The organism is Streptomyces sp. NBC_00513 (assembly GCF_041431415.1).
In the GTDB taxonomy this organism is placed as follows: Bacteria; Actinomycetota; Actinomycetes; order Streptomycetales; family Streptomycetaceae; genus Streptomyces.
On sequence record NZ_CP107845.1, the window covers coordinates 7,355,714 to 7,380,981 of the forward strand.

Sequence of the window (25,268 nt, forward strand, 5' to 3'; positions counted from 1 at the left end):
GACCCGCACGCCTGGAGGAAGTCAGTCATGAGCACACATCGCCCACGCATCGTCGACCTCAGCGAGACCCAGCCCAACCGCAGGCGCGGAGGCGACCTGAGAGCGGTGCTCACCCCGACCTCGGTCGGCTCGACCAGCGGGTTCATGGGTCTCGCGGTCATGGCCCCGGGCGAGTCGATCGCCGAGCACTACCACCCGTACTCCGAGGAGTTCGTGTACGTGGTCGCCGGCGCCCTGGAGGTCGACCTCGACGGGGAGGCCCACCCGCTGCGCGTCGACCAGGGGCTGCTGGTACCGCTGAACGTCCGCCACCGTTTCCGCAACGTCGGCGACACCGAGGCCCGGATGGTCTTCCACCTGGGACCGCTCGCCCCCCGGCCGGAACTCGGCCACGTCGACACCGAAGAGGCCCCGCACCCGCACGAGTCCGCGTGGGACCAGCGGCCACCCGAGCACTCGGAGGTCGTCGCATGACCCGCCGACGGGTGGCCGTGACCGGGGTCGGCGTCGTCGCCCCCGGTGGCATCGGCACCCGCGCCTTCTGGGACCTGCTCTCCAACGGGCGGACCGCGACACGGGGCATCACCCTCTTCGACCCGACCGGGTTCCGCTCCCGGATAGCCGCCGAGGTCGACTTCGACCCCGCCGACCACGGGTTCGGCCCCGGCGAGGCGGAGCGACACGACCGGTACATCCAGTTCGCCCTGGTCGCGGCGCGCGAGGCGGTGGCCGACGCCGGCCTCCACCTCGACTCCGACGAGGCCTGGCGCACCGGAGTGTCCCTGGGCACCGCCGTCGGCGGAACCACCCGCCTGGAGCACGACTACGTCGACGTCAGCGACAAGGGCGCGTGGTGGGACGTCGACCACCGGCTCTCCTCGCCCTTCCTGCACCGGGCGTTCACCCCCGCGACGCTGGCTTCGGCCGTCGCGGAACAGACGGGCGCCCGCGGGCCGGTACAGACCGTCTCGACGGGCTGCACCTCGGGTCTCGACGCCATCGGGTACGCGGTCCACGCCATCCAGGAGGGCCGGATGGACGTGTGCGTCGCCGGCGCCTCGGACTCTCCCGTCTCCCCGATCACCGTGGCCTGCTTCGACGCCATCAAGGCGACCTCGCCGAACAACGACGACCCCGCCCACGCGTCCCGGCCCTTCGACGCCGACCGCGACGGGTTCGTCCTCGGCGAGGGCGGGGCCGTCCTCGTCCTGGAGGAGCTGGAGCACGCCCGCGCCCGCGGCGCGACCGTCTACTGCGAGATCGCCGGGTACGCCACCTTCGGCAACGCCCACCACATGACCGGCCTCACCACCGAGGGGCTGGAGATGGCCCGGTCCATAGAGACCGCCCTCGGGCAGGCCCGGATCAACGCCGCGGAGATCGACTACGTCAACGCGCACGGCTCCGGGACCAAGCAGAACGACCGGCACGAGACCGCCGCCGTCAAGCGGGTGCTCGGTGACCACGCCTACCGGACGCCGATGACCTCCATCAAGTCGATGGTCGGTCACTCGCTCGGCGCCATCGGCGCCATCGAGCTCGCCGCCTGCGTCCTCGCGATGACCCACCACGTGGTCCCGCCGACGGCGAACTACGAGACCCCCGACCCGGAGTGCGACCTGGACTACGTGCCGAAGACGGCCCGCAGCCACACCCTGCGCAGCGTGCTCTCCGTCGGCAGCGGATTCGGCGGATTCCAGTCCGCCGTCGTCATGACCCAGCCGAAGGAGGTGCGCGCGTGAACAGTCGCTCCGAGCGAGCCTCGGTCATCACCGGCATCGGGGTGGTCGCGCCCAACGGGATCGGGATCGAAGCCTTCTGGAAGGCGACCCAGGCGGGCGACAGCGTCCTGGACCGCGTCAGCCGACAGGGCTGCGAGCACCTCCCGCTGCGCATCGCGGGAGAGGTGCGGGGCTTCGACCCGGGGACCCTGGTCGAGGACCGCTTCCTCGTACAGACCGACCGCTTCAGCCACTACGCGCTCGGCGCCGCCGACCTCGCCCTGGAGGACGCGCGGCTCGCCCAGGCCGACTACGCCGACGACGCCTTCTCGGTCGGGGTCGTCACGGCGGCCGGTTCGGGCGGCGGCGAGTTCGGGCAGCGTGAACTGCAACGGCTGTGGGGGCAGGGCCCCCGCTACGTCGGCCCGTACCAGTCGATCGCCTGGTTCTACGCCGCCAGCACCGGACAGATCTCCATCCGACGCGGGCTCAAGGGCCCGTGCGGGGTGGTCTGCGGGGACGAGGCCGGCGGGCTGGACGCCTTCGCCCACGCCGCCCGGGCCATCCGGCAGGGCAGCCGGGCGATGCTGGTCGGCGCGACGGAGGCACCCCTCGCCCCCTACTCGGTCGTCTGCCAGCTGGGCTACGAGGGTCTGAGCACCGACGACGACCCCGAGCGGGCTTACCGCCCCTTCACCGCGAAGGCGTCGGGCTTCGTGCCCGCCGAAGGCGGCGCGATGTTCGTCGTCGAGGACGCCGAGACCGCGGCGCGGCGCGGTGCGACCGTCCGCGCCGTCGTGGCCGGCCACTGCGCGACCTTCACCGGGCCGCACCGCTGGGAGGAGTCGGGCGAGGGCCTGTCCCGCGCCATCCGCGGCGCGCTCCGCGAGGCGGACTGCGCCCCCGAGGAGATCGACGTGGTCTTCGCCGACGCCCTCGGGATCCCCGCGGCCGACACGGCCGAGGCGTGGGCCATCACCGACGCCCTCGGCAGTCGCGCGAGCCGGGTGCCCGTCACGGCGCCCAAGACCGGGATCGGGCGGGCCTACTGCGCCGCCGGCACCCTCGACGTGGCCGCGGCCGTGATGGCACTGGAACACGGCGTCGTCCCACCGACGCCGAACGTCTTCGAGGTCTGCCACGACCTCGATGTGGTCACCGGGGGCGCGCGCACCGCACGGTTGCGGACCGCGCTCGTGCTCAGCCGGGGCCAGATGGGCTCGAACTCGGCCCTCGTCCTGCGCAGAGGACCGGAATCCGCCGTGTAGGGCGCGCCACGCCGGCTCGGCCGGCCCACCCGCCCTCGTAGGAAGAGAGAAGGCACCATGTCCGACCGCCTCACGATGGAAGAGCTGGCGTCCCTGATGAAGAACGCCGGCATCACCGTCGATCCCGTCGAGCTGACGAGTCGCCCGGAGTCCCGGTTCGACGAGTACGGCCTCGACTCGCTGGGCCTGCTCGGCATCGTCGGTGAGCTGGAGAACCGGCGCGGCCGGGCACTGCCCACCGACGCCGACCGCTGCGCGAGCCCGCGCGAGTTCCTCGACCTCGTCAACAACAGCCTCATGACAGGAGCCTGACATGCCCGGCCACACCGACAACGAGATCACCGTCAACGCACCCGTCGACGTGGTGTGGGAGGTGACCAACGACCTCCAGAACTGGCCGCAGCTCTTCAGCGAGTACGCCTCGATCGAGATCCTCGAACGCGTCGGGGACACCACGAAGTTCCGACTGGCCATGCACCCCGACGAGAACGGCGTGGTGTGGAGCTGGGTGTCGGAGCGGACCGTCGACCGCGAGGGCCTCACGGTCAAGGCGCGGCGCGTCGAGACCGGCCCGTTCGCCCACATGAACATCCACTGGGAGTACCACCCGGTCTCCGGCGGTGGCACCCGGATGCGCTGGGTCCAGGACTTCGCGATGAAGCCCGACGCGCCGGTCGACGACGCCTGGATGACCGACAACATCAACCGCAACTCCCGCACCCAGATGGCCCTCATCCGGGACAAGATCGAACAGCTGGAGCGGGAGAGCCGCGAGCCCGTGACCAGTCAGCGCTGACGGACGAAAGGCAACAGCACAATGCACCAGGCTCTCATCGTGGCCCGCATGGCCCCCGGTTCCGCGCCCGACATCGCCGGCCTGTTCGCCGCGTCGGACGCGGGCGAACTGCCCCACCTGGTCGGGGTCAAGAGCCGCAGCCTCTTCCAGTTCGGGGACGTGTACCTCCACCTGATCGAGTCCGACAAGCCTCCGGCCCCGGCCATCGCCCAGGTGACGGACCACCCGGAGTTCCGGGACCTCAGCGACCGGCTCTCCGTGTTCATCAGTCCCCACGACCCGCAGACCTGGCGGAGTCCGAAGGACGCCATGGCCCAGCAGTTCTACCGCTGGGAACGCTCGGGCGGCCGGTAGCCGACCCGGCGTCCACGCCACGGACCCCAGCCACACCGCGACGGCTCTGCCCCGTTCCCAGGGGGCGGAGCCGTCGGCGTGCGCGGCCGGCCCGATCAGCCGAGTTCCGCCCGGCCCGCGGCGGCCACGACGTGGTCGCGCGAGGCCCGAGCCACCTCCCGGAGCGCGGACAGATCGACGTCGAGGACCCGGCCGTCCCACTTGCGGACCTCTCCCGCCACGAACACGGCGTCGACGTTGCGCGCGTCCGAACCCAGCACCACGGTCCCCACCGCGTCGTTGAGCGGCATGTTGTTGACGTCCTCGGCGCGGATGACCAACACGTCCGCCTGCTTGCCCACCGTCAGCGAACCGGTCACGTCCGCGAGCCCGTTGGTCCGCGCGCCCTGGAGGGTCGCGAAGTCCAGCACGTCGAGCGTGCCGATCCGCGACGGCTCCCGGGCCGTGCCGTACACCGCGGCCACGGCGCGCATGCGTTGGATCGCGTGCAGGGTCCGCATCTGCGTGAACATGTCTCCGGCGAGCGCCACCTCCACGTCGATGCTCAGACCCGGCCGGACACCGGCCCCGAGCGCCTCGTCGACCGCGGGGACGGCGCTCTCCAGGCCGATCTGCGCGTCCGAGGTCGGGGCCAGTGCCACGGTCGTCCCGCTCGCGCCGATGGCTCGCCAGGCATCGGGGGTCAGGCCCGTCGCGTGGATCAGCGTGACGTCCGGCCCCAGCAGTCCCGCGCGTTCCCACCGCGAAACGGCCCGCGAGGAGGCGGCGCCGAACACCGCGTCCACACTGACACCCACACCCAAATCCCTTGCGATGCAAGCCAGTTCCGGCCCGTAGGCAAGCCCGGGGCCGGCGATCTCGTCCGTTGCCAGGGCGGCGAGCCGGAAGGTCAGCAGGTCGCTGCCGTACGTGTCCCGGAGCCGACCGAGGTCGGCCGGCCACTGCTCGTCCCAGTCGCCGAAGTGCGGACCCATCGCCGCGTGCACCCCGCGGATGCCCGTGTCGACCAACGCCCGCACGGCGCTGTCCGAGTGCTCCGCGCTGCGCGAGTTGTGCGAGAAGTCGAGCATCGTCGTGATCCCGCAGTCCAGCGCGGACAGCGCGGCCAGCCGGGTGCCGACGTACATGTCGTGCGGCCGGTAGACCGGCGCGAAGCCCGCCAGGGTGGTCCGTACGTAGGCCCCCAGGTCGTCCACGTCGGGCATCACCCGACGCAACTGGCCCTGCCAGGCGTGCCGGTGGGTGTCGACGAAACCGGGAGTCAGCACGCAACCGGTCGCGTCGACGACCACGGCGTCGACCGCCGCGCCCCGAGCGGCGAGGCCCCGGCCGACCGCGGCGATGACCTTTCCCTCGATCAGGAGGTCGCCCACGGGCAGGATGCCGATGCGGGGGTCCATGGTCACCACGGTCGCGCCGGTGAGCAGGACGCGGCGCCGGGCGTCGGGAGTGCGCAACCGGTCGAGCAGCGCCGCGCGGATGGTGTCGTTCAGGTACATCGGGGAGCGATCCGATCGGGGGAGGGCGAGGCGGTCTCGGGTCGAGCCGGCCCACTCATCGTGCGACCCCCTCCGCGTCCGAACCAGGCCCCGCCGACCCCGGGTGGGCCACACCCCGGACCCGCACCACCGTTGTGCCGCACTGTCATGCACTGGCGTCACAGGGGAACCATTCGCCCCTATGGTGCGTGAATGGAGGAAAGCACCCTGACACCACGGGAAAGGCAGACCCTTGAACACCACATCGACGGCACAGGGCTCGCGTCGACGCGCGATCCTCGCGCTCGGGGCCGGGGCGGCGTTGACCGCGGCCCTCCCCATGGGCGGGACCGCGTACGCCTCGGACCCGGAAGGCGACCTCGTGGCACGCCGGTTCGGGGAGCTGGAGCGGCGACACTCGGCCCGCGTCGGCGTGTTCGCCCTCGACACGGCCACCGGCCGGACCGTGAGTCATCGGGCCGACGAACTCTTCCCGATGTGCTCGCTGTTCAAGACGCTCGCCGCGGGAGCCGTCCTGCGTGATCTCGACCGCGACGGCGAGTTCCTCGCCAAGCGCATCCACTACACCGAGAAGGACGTCAAGGACGCCGGCCACACGCCGATCACCTCCAAGCCCGAGAACCTCGCCAACGGCATGACCGTCGAGGAACTGTGCTCGGCGACGATCTGCTTCAGCGACAACGCCGCCGGCAACCTCCTGTTGCGCGAACTCGGCGGGCCGACCGCCATCACCCGGTTCAGCCGTTCCGTCGGGGACAGGACGACCCGCCTCGACCGCTGGGAGCCCGAACTCAACTCGGCCGAGCCCGATCGGATCACCGACACCACCACCCCCCGGGCCATCGCGCACACCTACGCGCGCCTCACCCTCGGCGGCGCGCTCACGGCCCCCGACCGGGAACGGCTCACCGGCTGGATGCTGGCCAACACGACCAGTTCCAAGCGGTTCCGCGCCGGCCTTCCTCCGGAGTGGACGATCGCGGACAAGACGGGAGGCGGCCGGTACGCCACCAACAACGACGCGGGCATCGCCTGGCCGCCCGGCCGTCCCCCGATCGTCCTGGCGGTGCTGACGACCAAACACGACCCCGATGCCCCCGCCGACGACCCGCTCGTCGCCGACTCGGCCGCGCTGGTGGCGTCCGCACTCGGCCACCGGGGGTAGACCCGGTCCTGCCCGCGCCCCGCACCGCCGACCGGCCGAACCCTCAGGGCGAGACGGTCGGCGGAGCGGGCACCGGATGAAGAGGATCCCCCCGCTTCCGGGCCGGCCGGGACGGGAATCGCACGCATGATCGAGCCGTCCCATCTGATCGCCGTCAGGGAGTCGTACGACGCTGTGGGGGGACCACATCGGTGAGGAACCGCTGAATCCTGCCCGGGCCCACGGCCATCCGGTGACCTGCACCTCCTACCTCCTCCCCTTGGACCGCGTGGCCGACCTGCTCGGTCGAGCCGGACTCACCGTGACGGCAAGACTGGTGCAGGAGCCCGGAGAAGGGGTCAGGAGGCCGCAGGCCTGCCTCCTCGCGCGCAGACCCGAACACCCCTGACGGGCCGCGCGCCGACGACGTGCCCGGCGGCTCAGGAGCGGGCCGCGAGATCGGCCAGGAGTTCGCGGGCGGCGCGTGTCCCCGAGGCCATGGCCCCCTGTACGGAACCCGTCGCGCGGTGGTCGCCGCACACGTACACCCCGTCCTCGACCCTCGTGGTCCGGCTGAGGGGCCAGGGGGGCGGCATCGCGGGCAGCGCGCCGGGCACCGTGACGGCGGCCACGGCCTGCCACCGGGTCGCGTCCGTCCCGTACACCTCGGACAGGACGGAAACCAACGCCGATCGACCCGCGGGGGTGTCGCCGCCGAGCACCGAGGTGGACACCAGGGCGCGGCCGTCGACGGCGTAGCCGGGAGCCACCTCCGTCAGCACGCACGTGTTGAGGAACCGCCGCCGGCTGTCTACCAACAGGGTCGGTTCGCGCAGTGGTGAGGTGGGGGTCGCGTGGTAGTAGGTGGTGACCGTACGCGTCGGGCCGGGCTCACCCAGTGCCGGTACGAGCGCGGACGCGCACGCCGTGTCGGTGGCGACCACGACGCCGGTGGCCTCGTGTGCGCTGCCGTCCGCGAGGACCACGCCGGTGCCGGAGACGGCGGAAACGCGCGCCCCGAGCTCCAGGCACCCTTCGGGCAGGCCGGCCGCCAACTGCTCGGGCACCGCCCCGATCCCGTTCGAGGGCAGGGTGAGGGTTCCCCGGATCATGCTGCGCCAGGTGAGGTGGAACATTCGGCTCGACGTCTCCAGATCGTCCTCCAGGAAGACGCCTGCCAGGAACGGGCGCATGAAGGAGTCGACCAGGGCGTCGCCCACCCCCCAACGCGCCAGTTCCCGCCGGGTCGTACGCTCCGGAAGCCGCCGCAGCGCCCGAACGGGAGCCGCGGTGGCCACGGCGGTCAGCGCGCCGAGTCCGGCGAGTCCGCGGAGCGGGACGCGTCGCCCGGTCAGCAGCGCGGCCGCGTCGCCCGGGCGCCTCGTCGGGTCCCCGAACCGCACCCGACCGCCGTCCGGCATGTGGGTCAGGACTCCCGGGGTGAAGGGGCGCAGCCGCAGGCCGCGCAGGTTCACGCGACGCTTGACCTGCGGGTAGGCGGTGTTGAACACCTGGAATCCGCGATCCAGCACGAACCCGTCCCGAAGGTCGCTGCGCATCCTCCCGCCGACCCCGTCGGACGCCTCCAGCACGCGCACCCGTACCCCGGCCCGTGCCAGGTCGAGCGCGCAGGTGAGCCCGGCGAGCCCGGCCCCCACGACGATCACGTTGCCCTGCCGGTCACGACTGCTCACGGGTACCTCCTGGTGGCGGCTTCACCCAGTGTTTCGCCGGCCGGGACCGGATCGGATGCGATGGATCGCCGCCACGCGTCGATTGCGGAGATCGGGTGATCATTCGATCCGGGTCGTCACGGGCGTCCACACTGTGTGTCCTACGGGCATGAAATCGGTTCCCGGGCCGTCCTCGACCCGCCGCACGCCCGCACGGGGCCAGATGAGGAGGCGCGCTCGGACCCGCACCTGGTGGGACGGGCTTCCGCGGAGGAGGATGGCGTCATGAACCTGCCCGCGTCGTCGGGTCGCGGTCCACGGGAGCGACTCGGCGCCGCCCTGTTCGCCCGCGTGGCCGGACCCGAGGGCCGGGCGAACCGCGCCCGCATCCACGGTGCCCCCGGACCCCGCTGGTTCGGACCCGAGCGTCCCATCCGTACCGTGCACGGGGACGCCTCGATGTTCGTCGGCGGGCTCAGCGCCCTCCTGCTCCAGTCGCTGCACCCGCCGACGATGGCCGCGGTCGCCGCGCACTCCGGATTCCGCGGGGACCCGTGGGGGCGGCTCCAACGCACCAGCACCTTCCTCGCGGTGACCACGTACGGCACCGCCGAGGACGCGCAGCGAGCCGTCGACCGGGTACGGGCCGTACACGAACGGGTCCGCGGCCGGACGCCCGACGGCCAGGCCTACCACGCGGCCGACCCGCACCTGCTGGGCTGGGTCCACGCGGCGGAGGTCGACAGCTTCCTCCGCGCCCACCAGCGTTTCGGCGGCCACCCCCTCGACGCCGCCGGTTGCGACGCGTACCTCACGGACGCCGCCCGGGTGGCCCGCGCGCTCGGGGTGCCGGACCCGCCCCTGAACCGGGCGGAGCTGGCCCGACTGCTCGCGGAGTACCGACCGGAACTCCGTGCCACGCCCCAGGCGCGGGAGGCGGCGCGCTTCATCCTGCGTCAACCGCCGCTGCCCGGGGCGGCCCGCGGACCCTATGCCGTGCTCGCCGCGAACGCGGTCGCCCTGCTGCCGCCGTGGGCCCCGGGGCTGCTGGGGCTGTCGGGGGCGCGCGGCGGCGTGAGCGGCGGCCTCGTACGACTCTCCGGACACGCCCTGATCGGATCGATCAGGTGGGCGATGGCCCCGCCGCCGCCCGGACCACCGGGGCGACCGGCAGCGGACGACGGCTGACGTCAGGGCCCGACCCCCGGGACCCGCGCTCCAAGACCTGCCCCCCCAGGACCCGCACACCGGAGGAGTACCGATGACCGGATGGATCGTCGCCCCCGACGCCGGGCGCGTCGAAGAGGTGAGCTGCGGACATCTCGACCGGGCGCCCGACGAGGAGCCGCCCGCGGCCGTACGCGGCTGCGAGGAGTGCCTCGCGGCCGGCGGCACATGGGTGCACCTGCGGAAGTGCCTGATCTGCGGTCACGTCGGCTGTTGCGACAGCTCCCCGGGTCGGCACGCCTGGGCGCACGCCGACACCACCGACCACGCGCTGGCGCGCTCGTTCGAGCGGGGCGAGGCCTGGGCCTGGTGCTACCAGGACTCGCTGTTCCTGCTGCCCGAACAGGCCTGAGCGTCCAGGCCGGCCCTTTCGGATCGTGCCGGGACCGCGGCGCCCGGCACCGCGGCCCTGACCGGCAGGATCCGAAAGAGACGACCCGGGCCGGCCGCGGTGTCACGGGGCACGCCGCCCTCCCGCCTCAGGTGAGGGGGCGCAACCGTGACGGGGCGTGGGCCACCGCCGACGCACGCGGCGCGGCAGGCCCCAGCGAGGGTTCGGTCGCGGCGGCCAGCGCACTGCCGGCCTGCCAGGCCGACCAGTCGAGGTTCCAGTCGCCGAAGCCGTTGTCGAACGCCGTCATCCGCTCCCCGCCGCTGTTCACCACCTCCACGATGTCCCCCTCTTTCACCAGGTCGAAGAACCAGGCGGCATCGGCGGTGCTCATCCCCGTGCAGCCGTGGCTGACGTTCTCCTCGCCCTGCGCCTCCACCGACCACGGGGCGGCGTGCACGTACTCGCCGCTCCAGGTCACCCGGGTCGCGTAGAGCACCGGCAGGTCGTAGAACTCGGTCGTGCCGCGCTTGATGCCGACCGTGTCCCCACGCATCCGCACCTTGGCCTCCTTGCCCAACACCACCTTGACGCCACTGCGGGTCAGGAACCCGGCCTTCCCGGTGGTGACCGGGATCGAGCGCAGGACCCGGCCGTTGCGACGAACCGTCATCCGGTGCGTGGCGGAGTCGGTCACCGCCTCGACGCGTTCCCCGATGGTGAGGTGCGAGGGCTCCGACGGGCCGCCGTGCAGTTCGCCGATCTCGACCCCGTCGAGACCGCTGTGCACGCGCACCTCGGTGTGGGCGGGCCAGTAACCGCGCGGCCGGTAGTGCAGGGTCGAATCGTCGACCCAGTGCCAGGCCCCCTCGACGGCGGGCTCCGAGGTCACCTGGAGCGCCCCTTCGAGGCGGGCCCTGGCCGTCCGGTCCGCCGCCGGGACGGGGTGGCTCAATGAGGCCGTCACGATCTGGCCCGCCCCGTACGTCCCCGGTCGCGGGCCGAACTCGACGGTCAGCCTGTCGTGTTCACGCGGTGGCGCGGTCCGGAACGCCATGGTGACCCCGACCGGGGTGCCGGCGGCGTCCTGCGCGGCCACGCGCACGGTGTAGTGCTCGCCCGCCCGCAGCGGCTCGGTGTTGGTCCAGCGGTGGTCCACCGCGCCGAGCGCGCCACCGACATGACGGCCGTGATCGTCCCGGACGGTCACGTGCGTCAACCGGCCCGGTTCGGCGAGGGAGATCTCCAGCGGGCCGCCCGCGTCCGTGGGCAACGCGACCGCCTTCGCCCCGCCGTCCGGACCCGAGGCCGTCGATTCGCGTACCACCGACCCGGCCCCGTGCGCCGTGGCCAGGACTCGCTGGCGCTGCAATGCGCCGCACAGGCCCGCCCGGAAGGCCTCGCCCCCGCAGCGTTCGACCCCGTCCTCGTCGCCCTCGTCGCGTTCGCCGGTGTCGAGGATCCGGCCGACCAGCAGTGCGACGGTGGCATCGGGGCCGTCGGCGCCGTGACGCGCGGCAACGGGCGCGGGCGCCGCGGCGGCCACGAGCGCGGTTCCGACCACCGCACCGCCGACCAGGCTCCACACCTTGTTCCGGCGTCGTCCTCGCGCACGGTGTGTCGATGACGTCGTCATGCAGCCCTCCCATTTCACCCACGGCCGGATGGCAGCATCAGAACGATTTCAAGGCAGGATGATGATCATGACTCGGGCGTTTGAGGCCGAACGGGGGGACAAGTGAACCCATATGGAGCAGGCCGACTGGCGCCCGCCGTCCAGTGCCCGTAAGGGGCGAGCCGCCCGCGAAGGGTCCGAAGCGGAAGGTCGGCCGAGTGGGCGTCACCGGAGGATGACGCCCACACATGGCCGGAAAACGTCTCCCGAACCCGAGGTCGTGGCTCCTCTCGTGGCTGTCCCCAGCCAAGATCTTTCGTAGGCTCAGAGCCGTTGCCACCCACGGAGGTTGACCCCCTCCCACGGCACGTACGCCTTCGCATGCCCGCATTCCCATCACGAACGAGTCGAGGAACCCGTGCGCCTGCCCCTTGAACGACGCCTGACCATCAGTGCCGCCCTGCTTGCCGTCGTGGCGGGCCTGGCGCCCGCGGCCACCGCCCATGCGGCCCAGCCGGCACCGGCCGCCCCGGCGACGCGCCCCGCCGCACAGCCGCCGGCGCCCGACCTGGCGGGCCTGGAGCAGGTGTTGCGCAACACCCTGGCCGCCGGGGCACCCGGCGCGATGGCTCGTTTCACCGGGCCGGCCGGCGTGGTGAATCGAGTGGCGGGCGTCCAGGACCGGACCACCGGGGCGGCCATGGACCCCGCGGCCCGCTTCCGCATCGGCAGCGTCACGAAGACGTTCTCCACCGTCGTGCTCCTCCAACTGGTGAACGAGGGGCGGATCGGCCTGGACGACCCGGTCAACCGCCACCTGCCGGGACTGCTCCCCGACGACCGGATCACGGTGCGTCACCTGCTCACCCACCGGAGCGGGTTGTCGGACTACACGAACGTCATGTTCGCGAACACCGTGCCGGGCTTCGAGGCCGTCCGGAACAAGGTGTTCGGGTACAAGGAACTGGTCGACCTCTCCCTCGCCGAGCCCAGGACCACCGAACCGGGCGTCTCGTACAAGTACTCCAACACGAACTTCGTCGTGGTCGGGATGCTCATCGAGAAGGCCACCGGACAGCCGGTGGCCAAGGAGTACGAGCGCCGCATCATCAAGCCGCTGGGACTCCGCAACACCTCGTACGTCCACCCCTCCACGGTGATCAAGGGCGCCCACGCACACGGCTACCTCCACCCGGACCAGGAGGGGGCCCCGCTGGTCGACTCCACCGAGCAGACGGTGTCCTGGGCGCGGACCGCCGGCGCGATGATCTCGAACCAGGCCGACCTGAGCACCTTCATGTCCGCCCTGCTGCGCGGCAAGCTGGTGCCGGCGCCCCTGCTGGACACCATGATCACCATGACGCCCACCGACACCACCAACACCCGCTTCTACGGGCTGGGCCTGCGCCGCTACGACCTCACGTGCGGGACGTCCGTGTACGGCCACACCGGCACCGTGCAGGGCTTCTACACCTACGCCTTCACCACCCGGGACGGCAGCCGCAGCCTCTCCGCGATGGCCAACACCTCGAACAGGGGCGCCGCCAACACGGCGCTGGGCGGCACGCTCGAAGCCGCGTTCTGCGGAAAGCCCGCCACCGCCCCCGCCGCCAAGGCGCGCGGTCTCGCCATGACCCCGGCCGAGGCGGACCTGCCCGAGCGCCGCTGACCCGGACCGGGGCGGCACCGCGGAGAGCCCCGTTCTCCGCGGTGCCGCCCCGAAGTCCCCGACAAGGTCCGCGAGAGACGACCTAGACGACCCAGGTGTCGGCGACGACGGCGTGCGGGTCCAGATCGCGCAGGATCAACGCGTGCGCCACCCGGCCGGCGCGCTGGCCCCGGCGGACGCTGTAGGTGTGCAGAGCCTGGCGCGCCTCGTGCGGGGCGAGGGAACCGGCGGCGGCGAGCAGCACGGCCGCGGTGTCGACGGCGGCCTTCGTGGCGAGCGCGGCCTGCGTGTTGGCGACGACGTCGGCCGGGCGCGGCGGATTGGCCCGCCAGGTCGCCACCGCCTTGATCGTGACGTCGGCCATGGCCTGGAGCAGCGCGACATCCGACTCGGTCAGCGCGGTGGTGTCGCGCGTCAGCAGGTGCAACGCGCCGACCTTCTGGTCCCGGACGTGCAACGGCATTCCGTGGGCTCCCCGATAGCCGGCCCTCCGGGCCAGCGGCGCCACGTCCGGCCATGCCTCGGCGGCGGCGTCGAGATCGGGCGCGTGCACGGCCGCTCCCAGACGGAAGCTGTCGGCGCAGGGTCCCTGGGCCGGATGGAAGTGGAAGAGCTCGGTCGCCTCGGCCCCGTCGTCGGTGACGGCCGCCGCGCGCAACCGCCCGCGCACGTTGGCGAGCATCACGGCAGCGGCGTCGACCGGGGTCAGGGCCACGCAGTTCCGGACGAGCCGGTCCAGCAGGGTCAGCGGGTCGACGTCGTCGGCGAGGTTGTCGCCCAGGCCGACGAAGGCCTCGGCGAGCTGCTGGTCGCGGGTCATGCCGATGTCACCGTTCCCTCGTACGGCCCGTCGCCGGGCCTGGCCATGAGACCTGGTACGTCCCGCCATGGCCTCGCGGACCCCGACGATCATCCTTGCCTACGATCACGCCACAGGCCGGGTGCCACTCGCGGGCCGCGGCGACGGGGTGTGCGCGTCGTCGCCCCGGCGCGCCGCCGGTCGCCGAATCCGGGACCCGACGACGCGAATCCGGGACCCGGCGACCATGTCGGGACGGCGGGGGAGCACGGTACGAAGCGCCCGCCCCGCCCGCCCCGGCGCCGCGGGACCTTGCGCTACGGCGGGTTCCCGGGCAACCGTGCCGACCGGGACGGCACGATCAGGACGAGCACCGGGCACCGGGGATCCGCCCGTCGGCCGGCGGATCCCCGGATGCCCACTTCCTTTGACCGGTCGGCCGCGTACCGTGGCGAGGAGACCGCTGGAGGAACCGTGAGCGCACAGCCCGAGTACGTGTCCGTCCCCCCGCCCCCACCGGCCGCGGCCGCCCAACTCCTCGCCCGGATCCGCGCCGACCGCCGGGCGCAGCGGTGGGAGCCGGCCTTCGAACGGGACTGGGCCAAGGCGCTGGAGGACTCCCGTCACAGTTACACCCTCACCCCGCTGCACGATGTCGTGCGGGCCTGGCGGAGCCGGCTCGACTCGGCCCCGGCCGTCGACGCCTTCGTCGCGTCCGGCATGGACGACTCCGACCACGTCGCGCTCGAGGACGTCATCGGAGTCCGACCGTGATCGGTGCGCCATGGCCGGCCCGGCTCTCCCCGCAGGCCGCGAAGGTGCTGGCCGGGCTGCCCGCCCACGCCCGCGAGATGGCACGCGACGTCCTGGACATCGCCGCCCGAACGCCTTGGGGCTGGCCGCAGTGGGACGCGGGCGATCCCGCCGGGGAAGACGTCCGGTCCGCCTCCATCGGCCGGTTGAGCGTCATCTACCGCGTCAACCGCGAGGCCGGACGCCTGTCGGTCCTGGACCTCGTCTGGTTCGGATAGACCGTCCCGCCGCGTATCCGTCGTGGGGAGAGGTCACCGGCCGAGCCCCTCCCCACGGGGTGGATCAGACGACCTCGTTGAGCTTGCCGGTCGCGACGTCGAAGACGAAACCGCGGATGTGCTCCTTGTGCACGACGAACGGGTCGGCCTTGATCCGCCCCACCGACTGCCGCACGTCCACGTCGAGGTCGGTGAACGCCTCACTGGCCCATGCCGGTTTGATGCCCGTCTCCTCCAGGATGCCGCGCTTGAAACCGTCGTCGTCGAACGTCAGCATTCCGCAGTCGGTGTGGTGGATGAGGATGATCTCCTTCGTCCCCAGCAGCCGCTGGCTGATCGCGAGCGACCTGAGTTCGTCCTCGGTGACCACACCACCCGCGTTGCGGATGACGTGCGCCTCACCCTCGTTGAGCCCGAGGATGCCGTAGACGTCGAGTCGGGCGTCCATGCAGGCGACCACGGTCACGTGCTTGGACGGGGGCAGCGGCAGCGGGCCGGTGAAGTTCTCGGCGTAGACGGCGTTGTTGGCGAGCAGTTGATCGGTGACGGACATGTTCGGATCCTTGTCGTGCCGATGGAGGACCCACCCGGGCCACCGCGTGAACCGGGTGGGTTCGGACGCGGAACGGCCACGCACACGGACGGTCGCACGCGCGCGTGACCTACCGACAAGCCTCGTCGAACAGGCGGACACGACGAGTCGGCCAGAAGGCCTCGATCGTCGTCGCGCTCGTGTCCATGGGAGACAGTCAACGCACCCGACCGGCGTCCGCGCAAGGCAACAACCGTTCGAAGGGGGTGGGCGGACGTCCACCGCGGTGCCCGGTGCGGTGCCCGGTGCGTCGCCCCGGTCGGCTCGCCCCGCGGCGCGGGCGGCGCGTTGCTCCGTGCGAGGGAGGGGGTGTCACGGGGCGGGTGGCCGTTCGTTGCCCATGCATGACAGATCTCATGGTGAAGATTCCGGCCGACTGGCTGGCCCGGGTGTTCCTTTCGCTGCGCCGCGGCTCCTCGCCGGACGCGCAGAGCCTGGCTTCCGAACTGGCGCCGTTCACGGAGAAGCCCGGACAGCGGATCCCGATCCCGCGGGCGACCGTTCTGCGGACCGAGCAGGCGTTGAGAGGAGAACTCGAACGCGCCGCGACCGACGAGCGGCGGGCGCGGCTGGCCGAGGAGGCCGACTACCTGATCGGGGTCCGGGGCGGCGGGCGGATCCCCTAGTCCGTCTGCACCGTCCCCTGTCGCCCGACACCGAAGCCTGCCACCGGCCCCGACCCGCGCCCTTCGACAGGTCCGCCCGCCCCGTGTTCTCGCGGGGCGGGCGGACCGGTTCGCAGGGTCAGGTCAGGGCGGGTCGGTGCCGCCTCCGCGGCCCGGCCGTACGGTCGAGGCGCGGAGCGAGGGCGACGGTACGACCTCGACGCCGCTGCCGACCGGGCTCCCGTCGCAGCAGGAGGACGGCGAGCAACATCGGGGGGACGGTCAGGAGTATGAACGTCACCGCGGTGCCGCTTCCTCCGAGGGGCCTGGTCGGTCCGGCGGGCCGGGTGGCGCCGAGCCCTCCGCACCGTCCCCCGGCTTCCGACGGAGGCCGCCGTAAGGGGAGGGCACGGCCGGTCCCGTCGCCGCTGCCGCGGCCAGGAGGCGTTGCACGGCCCTGGACTGGTTCACCATCCTCAGGCGCCGTCCGTGCCGGCACCAGTCGTCCAGGACGCGCAGGAGCCCGGAGTCGGCGAAGGTGACGCGGGAGGTGTCCAGGACGAGCCCGGTGTAGCCGTGGGCGGCGGCCATGGCGAGGGTCACGCGCAGGGGGCGGGCGGTGTGGTGATCGATCTCGCCCGCCGGGGCGATGGTCAGGACGTTTCCCCGGGAGTGGACCGTTATGGCGCAGGGCGCGCTGTCGGCGCCGGTGTCGTGGGGGGTCGTGTGGGCCAGTATCGGGCTGCTCGTCGCTGTACTCACGAACCGGACAACGGTCCGGCCCCCCGGGGAGGCAACGCGACCGGGGGTCGCTTCACCCCTCGTCGGGGTCAAGATCCCCGGTGTGGGCGAAAACGGTCCCCCGTTCGGGGCAGAACCGCGCACGGCCGGTCGGATGGTCATCCGACCGGGAGTCGGGCTCCGGGCGAAGGCGGGCGCCTTGGGGCGGTGGTGCTCAGACGGGGATGAGTACCCGCGCTCACGACGCCGACCCCAACCGCGCCCGACCATGGAAGCACCGCAAGAAGCCCTCGTGAAAGGCACCAGCGTGCTCAGTCGCATCGCCTCCGCCGTCGTGCCCGTGTTCGGACGTCTGACCGTCACGGCCGACGTCGCGTCGCTGCCCGCCGGGGGCGCGCTGATCGTCGCCAACCACACGAGCCTGGCCGACCCCGCCGTCGTCATGGCGGCCCTGCGCCGCCTGGGCATCGAACCGGTGGTGCTGGCCACGGCGGGCCTGTGGCGGATCCCGCTGCTCGGCTGGTCGCTGACGCGCGAGGGACACGTACCCGTACGCCGGGGTACGGCGCGGGCCTCGGAAGCGCTGGAAACGGCCATCGAGGCACTGCGCGCCGGCCGGCACGTCCTCGTCTACGGGGAAGGTCGCCTGCCGCTGCGCCCGGACTCGGGGGAGGCGCCGCCGGAGGACTTCCGCAGCGGCCCGGCCCGCCTGGCGCGGGCCGCCGGCGTCCCGCTCGTCCCGCTGGGCCAGGCCGGTGCCCGGCGGATCACCTCGGGCAGCACGGGCAAACAACTGGCCGGCCTGTTGACCGCGCCGGTCCGCCGACCCCGCCTGCACGTTCACGTCGGCACCCCGCGAAGCCTTCCCGCCGACACCGGCGAGGCCACCGCCCACGCCCGACACGCCGTCACGGCCTCCTGGGAAGTGGCGACCCGCGCACTCAGCCAGGTCTGACCCGCGCCGGCGGGGGACCGGTCCTCAGACGGAACCGCCCGCGAGCAGCGCCCGCCCCAACGGCGTCAGCGTGTGGCGGACACCGTTGCCGTCCCGCCCGGTGCTGAGCAGGCCCGCCGCACGCAGGACGGTCGCGTGATGGCTCGCGGTGGCGGGGGACGTTCCGGTCCGGCGGGCCAGGTCGCCGGTGCCGGCCGGCGTCTCGGAAGGGGTGCAACGAGCCGAGCAACCCGTCAACACCGACGTCGACGGTGATCGCCGCGCGCCGCGTGCGGTCGGCCTGCGCGGTCGCCACGAGCTGCGCCCAGTAGGGGGCGACAGCCACGGCGTGGTACTCGCGCACCGTGCGGTCGACGAGCCCCCTCCACTCCCGCTCGCCCCGGTGAAGTGCATTGATCCAGCGGGGTGTTCCCGGCCGCAGGTACTCGGTGGCGCGCAGGTCCGCCGTCCACTGCCGGCGGGGCAGCGACCACGTGTGGTCGAGGCTGTCGGGGAGCGCACCGGTGGCGGCGTGGACGAACGCCTCCGGTACGTACTCCCCGGCAGCGCCCGGGGCCAGTTCGAGCAGCGGGCGCACCGTGGAGCGAAGGCCCCGGCGCGTGCGCTCGCGCCATCCGGCCAGGGCGACACCGCCCCGTTCCCCGGCCTGCAGCGCCGGCAGGCTCAGGACCGTCTCGGCGAGCGGGTCAGGGGACCGGGCGATGCGGACGCGTGCCAGGTCGGCCGGATCGAAGTGGACCCGCAACACCGTCGCTCCTTCAGAGGTCGGCACCTCGTACGCGTGGACACCGCCCGGACCAGGGCCTTCCCCGGATCGTCAGCTCGTCCCGAGGCGGGCGAGCTGTTCGGTGATGGTGTCGGCCTGGGGGAAGGTGGCTCCGACGGCGGTGACGTGCTTCCAGTGCAGGGTGCCGTCGGGGGCGATGATGAAGACGGCTCGGCGCAGCCCGATGAGGGGTGCGGTGATCCCGAAGGCCCGGGCGACGGCCCGGTCGGTGTCGGCGAGCAGGGGCAGGCGCAGTCCGCGGGAGCGGGCGAAGTCCTCGTGGCTGTCGACGCTTTGGGGGCTGATGCCCCAGACCTTGGCCCCGCCGGCTCCCAGGGATTCCAGCCCGTCGGAGTAGGAACACAACTGGGTCGTGCACACGGGGGTGTTGTCGCCGGGATAGAAGGCCAGGACGACCGGGCTCCCTCGGTGGCCGCCCAGGGAGTACTCGGTGCGGACGAACTCGTCCCCGGTCAGTTCACCTCCCGGCAGCCGGAAGTCGTCCACCACTTGGCCCACGGCTGGGGATCGGCCCACGATCGCTGTCCTCTCGGTTGCTGAAGGTGCGAGTGACGGCACCCGAAACCCGGAGCGCGGCCCCGTGCCCGGTGACCGCCGCCGGATCCGCATCGTACGTGGCGTCCCGCTCCCCGGTCTCGGTGCCCCGGTACCGACGTGCGCACGGGAGCGGGTCCCCGCTGCCGTATCCGAGGGTGAACGCGGCCGTTCCTTCGTACGCGCAGCAGCACGGGTGGCCGGCTTCCGGACCCGACCACCGTGCAGGGCCCGCAGGTCAGTGGCCGGGGAGTACCCGTACGCCGGCGCCGGGGACCTTGGCCCACCAGTGCGCGTAGCGGCGGTAGACCTGTGGCTCCCTGTCGCGGAGGAAGGCCGTCAGTGCCCGCGCCTCGACGCCGAGTCGCTCCCAGACCTCCTCCGACAGCGGGTGGAAGGCCCTGACCTCGACACCGCCCTCGGCCGGTCGCCACACCCCGGCGACGTACCCGTCGACGAGCACGGTCGCCAGCACGTCGCCGTTCCCGCGGATGACGAGGGCGCGGTACTCCGGCGGTATCACCCGTGCCCGATCGTGGTAGGCGAGCAGGACGCTGTCCCACATGGCCATCAGCCGGGGCGGCGCCGGCGTGTCGCCGTCCGGGCGCGGCGCGTGCGGCACGTCGAACAACTCCTCGCCGTCCGGCCCTTCGTGGCGTACGAGGAGGTCGCCGAGCGCGCGCAGCGCCGTACGCACCCGCGTCCGCGGGACCAGGGAGAACCGCGCGACGTCAGCCACCGACGCCGGCCCGAAACCCTCCAGGTAGCGCAGGACCAGCGTGCGCAGGGAGACGTCGGGCACCTGCGCGTCCGTCGTCACCGGCCGGACACGGGGGGCGATGTACGAGGGCCGGTGACCGAACGACCACGGGGGAGTGGTGGGCGCGTGCAGCAGCGGCGCGAACTGGCGCAGACCCCACCACGCGCCGGGCCGCGCCGGCGCGCCGAGCCGGTCTTCGAGCCATGCCTCGTAGTCCGCGTTGGTGCGCGGCCGGTCGGCGAAGGCCAGGATCTCCGGGACGAGGGCCTCGGCGTCCTCGGCGGTCAACCCGGAGGCCGTGAAACGGTCGTTGAGCCGTGCGGCGCGCAGCGACGGGTGCACGGCCTCGCGGAATGCCGGGTAGTCGTCGGCGTGCACGGCGTGCAGGGTGATCCGCATCAGGGTGGACTTGACGACCGACTGACCGGCGAACGCGGCGTCCAGGTCCGCGGGTTCGAAACCGCTCACCCGGTTCCACAGGGCGAGATAGGGCGAGGCCGCCTGCTGGGCCTGGATCGCGACCACGCGCCGCACGGCCTCGGCCGCGCCGATCGGCTCCCGGGACGACAGCAACTGTCGGGCGAGCGTGGAGCGGTTGAGTTCCCGCGCGGTGAACCTCATGTGGTCCTCATGGCGTGGTCGTCACGTCCTCGTGTCGTGAGGGGGGCCGGCGACGCGGCGGCCCCCGGGCAGGTCGACTGCCATTCTCACCGCCCCACCGACAACGCGGCCCGGCGGGGGTGCAAGTGACGCGGGTGCAGGCGTGGTTGACGCGTGACGGGCCGTGGATCGGAGCGTGGACGATGGCGTCGGGGGCGGTGGCGTTCGGACGTCGCGGTGCGGCACGTCATCATGTTCGGATGACAAGGGGAGAACCGAACAAGGCGGCGCCGTGTCCGGGGTGTGGGACGTCGGAGCACGTTCCGGTCGAACGGGCGCGCACGGACCGGAGCGGGCGGCGCGAGGACCTGGCGACGAGGCTCGCGTCGGCACCGGAGCACACGGGCGGGGGCTGTACGCACCTCGCGGAGGGCATCGTCATCGCCGGCATGGCCGTCGCGGCGGGCGCGTACGCCGCCGACGACCGGAACCTGCCATGGCTCACGGCCGTGGGCGCCGTCGCCGCCGTGCTGATCCTCGTGGCGACGATCGCGATCGTCCGCGGCGAGAACCGGGACGCGCGCAGGGTGCTCGCGGGCGCCGCCCGGGCGGCCGAACTCACCGGCGACGCACGCTACTGTCCCATCTGTCGCGGGGTGTTCTCCGCGTCGGGAGCCCCGTGGTCGCAGCCGGTGTCGCCGGAACGGTTCCGCGTGCACGTCTGGACGGCCGCCGGATACGGCGACCTGCTCGACGCGAAGGCGAAGGCCTGCGAACCGCCGTCGCCCTGATCGGCCGCGGATCACGGACCGCCGGCCGCCGGCGTCCGCGCGGCGGGCTACTTCTCCGAGCAGCGGTCGGAGCCCGCGGAACTCGCCCCGTCGCCGTCCGCGGACTTCACCCGGATCGACTCCGAGGACAGCGAGAAGTTCAGCTCCAGCCCCGAGGCGGTCGGCCGGGCGGCGGTGAGTCGGGCTCCCGCCGGCAGGTCGTCGATGTCGATCGTCCGGGGTGCGAGTCGTTCGGCGATGCGGTCCACGAGACCCCCCGCGGCGGGCAGTGAGCCCAGGGTGTCGACGGGCAGGTCGCGGCCCAGGACGCTGACCGTGGTCGGCGTCAGGGTCAGGCTGGTCGCCGTGGTGGCGAGCCGGGTGTGGACGGTGACCGGGAGCCCGAGGTCGCCCACACTGCCGGTGAGGGTCAGCCCGTTCGCGTCGCCACCCACCTTCATGCCCGCCTCCGTGGACGCGAGGCGCTTCTGGAGGGTCCCGTACGAGACGCTCGCCGTGGCACGGCCGCCGCCGACGGCTCCGTCGGTGGTGACGTCGTAGAGGTCGGCCTCGACGTCCATCTCGGTGCCGGCGCGGTGCACGCCCCGGGCCGAGATGTGGACCGCCCCCACGTCGCCGGTCAGCGAACGCAGGCCCGCGAACGAGTCCGTCAGCTCCGCGCTGACGGCCCCGTCCGCCTGGAGCCGGCACGCCGCCTTCTCCTCGATGCGCTGCTGGGCGGAGTGCTTCACGACGGCGTTGGCCGTGCCGGTCGCCGCGGCGAGGACCACGGTGATTGCGGCGGTGACGAGGGCTGAGGTGCGGCGGAGCTTCATGAAGCGGCGGTTCCGATCTGTTTCAGCATCCCGAAGGCCTGGAGCAGGAGATGGGAGGGAGGAGTCTGGGCGACGGCGTCGCTCTGGCGTCGCCTGCGTTGGGTGCGCAGGACGGCGCGCACGGTGGACATGGCCGCGCCGGCGATCACGGCGGCGCGCAGGTCGGCGTCGGGCGTGCCGTCGGGGAGCCGCCTGAGCACGAGGAGCGTGAGCCGGTCCTCGAACTCGCTGAACGCCTGCACGAGCCGGGCGGCCACCAGTACCTCGGCGCCCTCGATGGAGTGGGTCAGGGCGGTGAGGCTGGAGGCCGCGAACGGAGCCACCGCGGAGAGGAGCGCGTTGAACACCGCGTCCAGCGGCTCCTCGTCGGCGGGGCGGGCGGCCAGTTCCGATTCGACGTGGCGGAACAGGTCGGCGCTGTCGGGCAGGAGCAGGGCCTCCTTGCTGTCGAAGTACCGGAAGAAGGTCCGCTCGGAGACGTTCGCGCGGGCGGCGATGTCCGCGACGGTGGTCCCCGCGAAGCCGTGGGCGGCGAACAGCGTGGCGGCGCCCTCGCGCAACAGTCGGCGGGTCTGTTCCTTCTTGCGTTCGCGCAGTCCGGACTCGTCGGGGTCTTGAGGCATGAATGAAGCCTAGCAATGACGGCACCTCTGTCAATTGTCAGCTCTGCCACTTTATGCAAGGTTGGTTCGTGTCAGTCCTGCCACTTTTCATTTGGAGTCGATGTGCAGTTCCCCCGGCGCCCCCGGCGTCCCCGGCCGCGAGCCCGCTCCTCCCGCCCGGGCGCGCTCGGCGCCTTCTGCGCCCGGCACCCGATGTGGGTGATCGCGGCCTGGCTCGTACTGCTGGCCGGGGCCTTCCTCGGCCGCCACGCCGTCGGCCCCGCCTACAGCGACGAGATCAGCCTGCCGAGCACCCCATCGCGCACCGGCGCCGACCTCCTGGCCGCCCACGCGCCGGGCATCGGCGACCCCAGCGGCCGCGTCGTGTTCCACGTGGACTCGGGCGCCGTCGCCGATCACCACCCAGCCGTCGAGGAAAGCCTCGCCGCGCTCGCGGAACTGCCCCACGTCACCGCCGCCTCCAAGCCGGTGACCGGCGCCGACGGCCGCACCTCCTACACGACCGTCTCGTTCGACCGCCAGGTCAAGACACTCGGGCACGCGTACACCGGCTCACTCGACGAGGCCACGGCCCCGGCCCGCGCTGCCGGCGTGCGGGTCGCGTACGGCGGGGACCTCAACGAGGTGGTCAGGGAGCCCGCCAACGACAAGGCGAGCGAGATCGTCGGCGTCGTGGCGGCCCTGGTGATCCTCGTCCTCGGCTTCGGCAGCGTCGCCGCGGCCCTCCTGCCCCTGGTCACCGCGCTGATCAGCGTCGGGGTCGGCCTCAGCGTGGTGGGCATCGTGGCGGGCGTCGTCACCTTCGCGACCGCCGCCCCCACACTGGCCACCATGATCGGCCTCGGCGTGGGCATCGACTACGCCCTGTTCCTGACGACCCGCTTCCGGCAGGACCTCATCGACGGCCACGACCCCGTCGACGCCGCCGCGCGCACCACCGCCACCAGCGGCCGCGCCGTCGTCGTCGCCGCCGTCACCGTCGCGGTCGCCATGCTGAGCCTGTACGCCTGCGGCATCGGCTTCATCGGCAGACTGGGCCTGGCAGCCACCCTCGCCGTCACGGTCACCGCCGCCGGAGCGCTGACCCTCGTACCGGCCGCCCTGGGGCTGGTGGGACGCCGCATCGACCGCCTCTCCCTGCGCCGCCCCGTCGCCGAGACCACCGGCGGCCACGACAGCTGGCACCGCTACGCCGCCCTGGTGGCACGCCACCCCTGGAAGTTCCTCACCGCGGGCACGCTCCTGCTCGCGGTGTGCGCGGTACCGATGCTCTCCATGCGCCTCGGTCACGTGGACGACGGCGCCGACAGGGCGGGCACCACCACCCGCCAGGCTCACGACTGGATCGCCGGGGGCCGGGGGCCGGGCTTCGGCCCCGGCGCGAACGGTCCGTTCGTCCTCGTCACCGACCTGGAAGGGGCGACCGCTCCCGCCGACCGGATCGGAGGCGACCTCACCGCGGCGCTGCGGGACACGGACGGCATCGACCGGTTCACACCCCTCACCCCGAGCCCCGACGGCAAGGTCCTGATCTCCACGATCACTCCCTCCACCGGCCCCCAGTCCGCGGGCACCGGAGACCTGTTCACCACCCTGACCGCCACCACCGTGCCCGAGGCGCTGGAGGGCAGTGGCGCGCACGCGTACCTCACCGGCAGCACCGCGGGCCGGCTGGACTTCCGCGACACCGTCACCCGCCGGCTCCCCGTCATCATCGGCATCGTCCTGGCGGCAGCGCTCCTGCTGCTCATCGCCGTGTTCCGGAGCGCGGTGATCCCGCTCAAGGCGGTGGTCATGAACCTGCTCACGACGGGGGCCTCGTACGGCATCCTCGTCGCGGTCTTCCAATGGGGCTGGGGGAGCGGCCCGCTCGGGCTGTCGGAGCCCGTGCCCATCGAGTCGTACGTGCCGATGATGATGTTCGCGATCGTGTTCGGCCTGTCGATGGATTACGAGATCTTCCTTCTTTCCTCCATCGCCGACACGTGGCGGCGCACCAAGGACAACACCCTCGCGGTCGGCACCGGACTGGCCGTCACCGGCAGGGTCATCTCCAGCGCCGCGCTGATCATGACCGCGGTCTTCCTCTCCTTCGCCGCGTCGCCCACCGTCGTGGTCAAGATGCTGGCGGTGGGGCTGGCCGTCAGCGTCATCCTCGACGCGACGGTGGTGCGGCTCGTGCTCGTGCCGAGCGCGATGTTCCTCATGGGCCGTGCCAACTGGTGGCTGCCTCGGGCACTGGACCGGGTCCTGCCCCACCCGCGTGTGCACGCGGACGTCCCACCGGATCCGCGGGCGGCGCCGATCTCCGCGTCGTCTTCGGCGCCCGCGGGCTGAC

General features: G+C 72.8%; 28 protein-coding genes. 16 read left to right on the forward strand and 12 right to left on the reverse strand.

The features are described from left to right. Positions 1-27: 27 nt before the first annotated feature. The 6 genes from OHA84_RS33100 to OHA84_RS33125 are packed head-to-tail and all read left to right on the forward strand — an operon-like array spanning position 28 to position 4,139. Positions 28-474: a cupin domain-containing protein gene (locus OHA84_RS33100; RefSeq protein ID WP_266953040.1), complete on the forward strand. Its 447-nt coding sequence runs from the start codon at positions 28-30 to the stop codon at positions 472-474. Continuing rightward, a complete protein-coding gene (locus OHA84_RS33105) occupies positions 471-1,742 on the forward strand; it encodes a beta-ketoacyl synthase (protein ID WP_266953042.1) in 1,272 nt (423 codons plus the stop codon). Before OHA84_RS33100 ends, OHA84_RS33105 begins: the two co-directional genes overlap by 4 nt. Next, positions 1,739-2,989 (forward strand): ketosynthase chain-length factor, encoded by a 1,251-nt coding sequence (locus OHA84_RS33110; protein WP_266968278.1) that lies wholly within the window; start codon positions 1,739-1,741, stop codon positions 2,987-2,989. Before OHA84_RS33105 ends, OHA84_RS33110 begins: the two co-directional genes overlap by 4 nt. A 57-nt stretch (positions 2,990-3,046) precedes the next feature. After that, a complete protein-coding gene (locus OHA84_RS33115) occupies positions 3,047-3,301 on the forward strand; it encodes an acyl carrier protein (protein ID WP_266953508.1) in 255 nt (84 codons plus the stop codon). A 1-nt stretch (position 3,302) separates the two neighbouring features. Beyond that, the gene (locus OHA84_RS33120; protein WP_266953506.1) at positions 3,303-3,785 is read left to right on the forward strand and encodes an SRPBCC family protein; all 483 of its coding nucleotides are present in this window, start codon (positions 3,303-3,305) and stop codon (positions 3,783-3,785) included. 21 nt (positions 3,786-3,806) lie between these two features. Beyond that, complete coding sequence (locus OHA84_RS33125) at positions 3,807-4,139, forward strand: TcmI family type II polyketide cyclase (RefSeq protein ID WP_266953504.1); 333 nt, start codon at positions 3,807-3,809, stop codon at positions 4,137-4,139. A 95-nt stretch (positions 4,140-4,234) separates the two neighbouring features. On the opposite strand, the gene OHA84_RS33130 is transcribed toward OHA84_RS33125, so the two are convergent. Further along, positions 4,235-5,638, reverse strand: coding sequence for an amidohydrolase family protein (locus tag OHA84_RS33130; protein ID WP_266968277.1), 1,404 nt, complete (start codon positions 5,636-5,638; stop codon positions 4,235-4,237). Positions 5,639-5,957: 319 nt separating this feature from the next. On the opposite strand from OHA84_RS33130, the gene bla reads away from it, so the two are divergent. Continuing rightward, entirely contained in the window at positions 5,958-6,803 is an 846-nt protein-coding gene (gene bla, locus OHA84_RS33135; protein ID WP_266953512.1) for a class A beta-lactamase, read from the forward strand. Between the two features lie 419 nt (positions 6,804-7,222). Here the strand turns inward: bla and OHA84_RS33140 are convergent, their stop codons facing one another. Further along, complete coding sequence (locus OHA84_RS33140) at positions 7,223-8,476, reverse strand: NAD(P)/FAD-dependent oxidoreductase (RefSeq protein ID WP_266968275.1); 1,254 nt, start codon at positions 8,474-8,476, stop codon at positions 7,223-7,225. A gap of 264 nt (positions 8,477-8,740) precedes the next feature. Between OHA84_RS33140 and OHA84_RS33145 the strand changes: the two genes are divergently transcribed. Both OHA84_RS33145 and OHA84_RS33150 read left to right on the forward strand, forming a co-directional pair. Further along, entirely contained in the window at positions 8,741-9,643 is a 903-nt protein-coding gene (locus tag OHA84_RS33145; protein ID WP_266968273.1) for an oxygenase MpaB family protein, read from the forward strand. A 73-nt stretch (positions 9,644-9,716) separates the two neighbouring features. Continuing rightward, positions 9,717-10,034, forward strand: a complete 318-nt coding sequence (locus OHA84_RS33150) for a UBP-type zinc finger domain-containing protein (protein WP_266968272.1) — start codon at positions 9,717-9,719, stop codon at positions 10,032-10,034. 127 nt (positions 10,035-10,161) lie between these two features. On the opposite strand, the gene OHA84_RS33155 is transcribed toward OHA84_RS33150, so the two are convergent. Further along, a complete protein-coding gene (locus tag OHA84_RS33155) occupies positions 10,162-11,649 on the reverse strand; it encodes an Ig-like domain-containing protein (protein ID WP_266968271.1) in 1,488 nt (495 codons plus the stop codon). A 403-nt stretch (positions 11,650-12,052) separates the two neighbouring features. On the opposite strand from OHA84_RS33155, the gene OHA84_RS33160 reads away from it, so the two are divergent. After that, positions 12,053-13,297, forward strand: a complete 1,245-nt coding sequence (locus OHA84_RS33160; protein WP_266973857.1) for a serine hydrolase — start codon at positions 12,053-12,055, stop codon at positions 13,295-13,297. Positions 13,298-13,379: 82 nt separating this feature from the next. Here the strand turns inward: OHA84_RS33160 and OHA84_RS33165 are convergent, their stop codons facing one another. Then, positions 13,380-14,117 carry a GAF domain-containing protein gene (locus OHA84_RS33165; protein WP_266968269.1) on the reverse strand — a complete coding sequence of 246 codons (738 nt, stop codon included), beginning with the start codon at positions 14,115-14,117 and terminating at the stop codon, positions 13,380-13,382. 453 nt (positions 14,118-14,570) lie between these two features. Between OHA84_RS33165 and OHA84_RS33170 the strand changes: the two genes are divergently transcribed. Both OHA84_RS33170 and OHA84_RS33175 read left to right on the forward strand, forming a co-directional pair. After that, a complete protein-coding gene (locus OHA84_RS33170; protein ID WP_266953442.1) occupies positions 14,571-14,870 on the forward strand; it encodes a DUF6247 family protein in 300 nt (99 codons plus the stop codon). After that, positions 14,867-15,127, forward strand: a complete 261-nt coding sequence (locus tag OHA84_RS33175) for a hypothetical protein (RefSeq protein ID WP_266953444.1) — start codon at positions 14,867-14,869, stop codon at positions 15,125-15,127. Before OHA84_RS33170 ends, OHA84_RS33175 begins: the two co-directional genes overlap by 4 nt. Positions 15,128-15,191: 64 nt before the next feature. On the opposite strand, the gene OHA84_RS33180 is transcribed toward OHA84_RS33175, so the two are convergent. Continuing rightward, complete coding sequence (locus OHA84_RS33180; protein ID WP_266953446.1) at positions 15,192-15,680, reverse strand: carbonic anhydrase; 489 nt, start codon at positions 15,678-15,680, stop codon at positions 15,192-15,194. A gap of 395 nt (positions 15,681-16,075) precedes the next feature. Here OHA84_RS33180 and OHA84_RS33185 point away from each other — a divergent pair, with 395 nt between their 5' ends. After that, complete coding sequence (locus OHA84_RS33185) at positions 16,076-16,345, forward strand: hypothetical protein (protein ID WP_266968266.1); 270 nt, start codon at positions 16,076-16,078, stop codon at positions 16,343-16,345. Between the two features lie 118 nt (positions 16,346-16,463). On the opposite strand, the gene OHA84_RS33190 is transcribed toward OHA84_RS33185, so the two are convergent. Both OHA84_RS33190 and OHA84_RS33195 read right to left on the reverse strand, forming a co-directional pair. Continuing rightward, complete coding sequence (locus OHA84_RS33190) at positions 16,464-16,625, reverse strand: hypothetical protein (protein WP_266953450.1); 162 nt, start codon at positions 16,623-16,625, stop codon at positions 16,464-16,466. Then, the gene (locus tag OHA84_RS33195) at positions 16,622-17,086 is read right to left on the reverse strand and encodes an STAS domain-containing protein (RefSeq protein WP_266953452.1); all 465 of its coding nucleotides are present in this window, start codon (positions 17,084-17,086) and stop codon (positions 16,622-16,624) included. The genes OHA84_RS33190 and OHA84_RS33195 overlap by 4 nt, the downstream gene beginning before the upstream one ends. Positions 17,087-17,372: 286 nt before the next feature. Here OHA84_RS33195 and OHA84_RS33200 point away from each other — a divergent pair, with 286 nt between their 5' ends. Further along, on the forward strand, positions 17,373-18,020 hold the full coding sequence (locus tag OHA84_RS33200; protein ID WP_266973855.1) for a lysophospholipid acyltransferase family protein: 648 nt from the start codon (positions 17,373-17,375) through the stop codon (positions 18,018-18,020). On the opposite strand, the gene OHA84_RS33205 is transcribed toward OHA84_RS33200, so the two are convergent. From OHA84_RS33205 to OHA84_RS33215, 3 genes are all read right to left on the reverse strand, one after another. Next, positions 18,007-18,768: a hypothetical protein gene (locus OHA84_RS33205; RefSeq protein ID WP_266968264.1), complete on the reverse strand. Its 762-nt coding sequence runs from the start codon at positions 18,766-18,768 to the stop codon at positions 18,007-18,009. The genes OHA84_RS33200 and OHA84_RS33205 overlap by 14 nt on opposite strands. A gap of 69 nt (positions 18,769-18,837) precedes the next feature. Then, complete coding sequence (locus OHA84_RS33210) at positions 18,838-19,323, reverse strand: peroxiredoxin (protein WP_266968262.1); 486 nt, start codon at positions 19,321-19,323, stop codon at positions 18,838-18,840. A 256-nt stretch (positions 19,324-19,579) separates the two neighbouring features. Then, a complete protein-coding gene (locus OHA84_RS33215) occupies positions 19,580-20,722 on the reverse strand; it encodes a winged helix DNA-binding domain-containing protein (RefSeq protein ID WP_266968260.1) in 1,143 nt (380 codons plus the stop codon). 239 nt (positions 20,723-20,961) lie between these two features. On the opposite strand from OHA84_RS33215, the gene OHA84_RS33220 reads away from it, so the two are divergent. Further along, positions 20,962-21,492, forward strand: coding sequence for a hypothetical protein (locus OHA84_RS33220; RefSeq protein ID WP_266953460.1), 531 nt, complete (start codon positions 20,962-20,964; stop codon positions 21,490-21,492). Between the two features lie 47 nt (positions 21,493-21,539). Here OHA84_RS33220 and OHA84_RS33225 read toward each other — a convergent pair whose 3' ends face one another. After that, entirely contained in the window at positions 21,540-22,307 is a 768-nt protein-coding gene (locus OHA84_RS33225) for an LmeA family phospholipid-binding protein (protein ID WP_266968258.1), read from the reverse strand. Further along, positions 22,304-22,930, reverse strand: a complete 627-nt coding sequence (locus tag OHA84_RS33230; RefSeq protein WP_266953464.1) for a TetR/AcrR family transcriptional regulator — start codon at positions 22,928-22,930, stop codon at positions 22,304-22,306. Before OHA84_RS33230 ends, OHA84_RS33225 begins: the two co-directional genes overlap by 4 nt. 102 nt (positions 22,931-23,032) lie before the next feature. On the opposite strand from OHA84_RS33230, the gene OHA84_RS33235 reads away from it, so the two are divergent. Continuing rightward, complete coding sequence (locus OHA84_RS33235; RefSeq protein ID WP_266968256.1) at positions 23,033-25,267, forward strand: MMPL family transporter; 2,235 nt, start codon at positions 23,033-23,035, stop codon at positions 25,265-25,267. Position 25,268: the final 1 nt, after the last annotated feature.